At 65.9% G+C, this 495-nt stretch carries 2 protein-coding genes; both read left to right on the top strand.

Annotated elements, in window-relative coordinates:
- On the top strand, positions 1-287 hold a 287-nt coding region (locus ACV22V_RS32550; RefSeq protein WP_448016838.1), incomplete at its 5' end, for a hypothetical protein.
- Positions 284-495: transglycosylase SLT domain-containing protein (locus tag ACV22V_RS32545; protein ID WP_448016837.1), on the top strand; the 212-nt coding region annotated here is incomplete at its 3' end. The genes ACV22V_RS32550 and ACV22V_RS32545, both read left to right, overlap by 4 nt.

The raw sequence follows: 495 nt of genomic DNA, 5'->3' as shown, positions 1-495 counted from the left end.
AGGAGCGTTCAATGATGCGGGTTCCTTGTGATGGCCGATGCGTTCGTTGGCTCGGCACCGCCGTATGGCTCGTGTTGACCGCGCTTCTCGAATTCGGCTGGGGCGCGTTGATGTATGCCTTGCCGCAGCTCGTGCCGGATGTGCAGGCCCCCTTGCTCTTGCTCATCGGAATCACGGGGATGCTTCTGTCGGTGTGGCTCGGCGGCTTTGCCGCGATTCCGGTTCTCGTATTGATCGTGGTGGACGAGACGATTGCCCGGCTGTGCCCGACGAAGGAGCGCGCATGATGCCCGTCGATTTCGCGATGCTGGCGCAGCAGTGCGCGCCGTCCGTGCATCCGACCACCCTGCAGGCGGTCGTTAAGACGGAGTCCGGCTTCAATCCGTATGCGATCGGCGTGGTGGGCGGCCGCCTGGCGCGCCAGCCGCGCACCCGTGACGAGGCGGTGGCGACTGCGCGTGCGCTCGAGGCGGCCGGCTGGAACTACAGCATGGG

The sequence above is a fragment of the Burkholderia sp. AW33-5 genome, assembly GCF_053427615.1.
The sequence above is the reverse complement of the archived record's forward strand: the minus strand, read 5'-3'. Positions and strand labels throughout refer to the sequence as shown.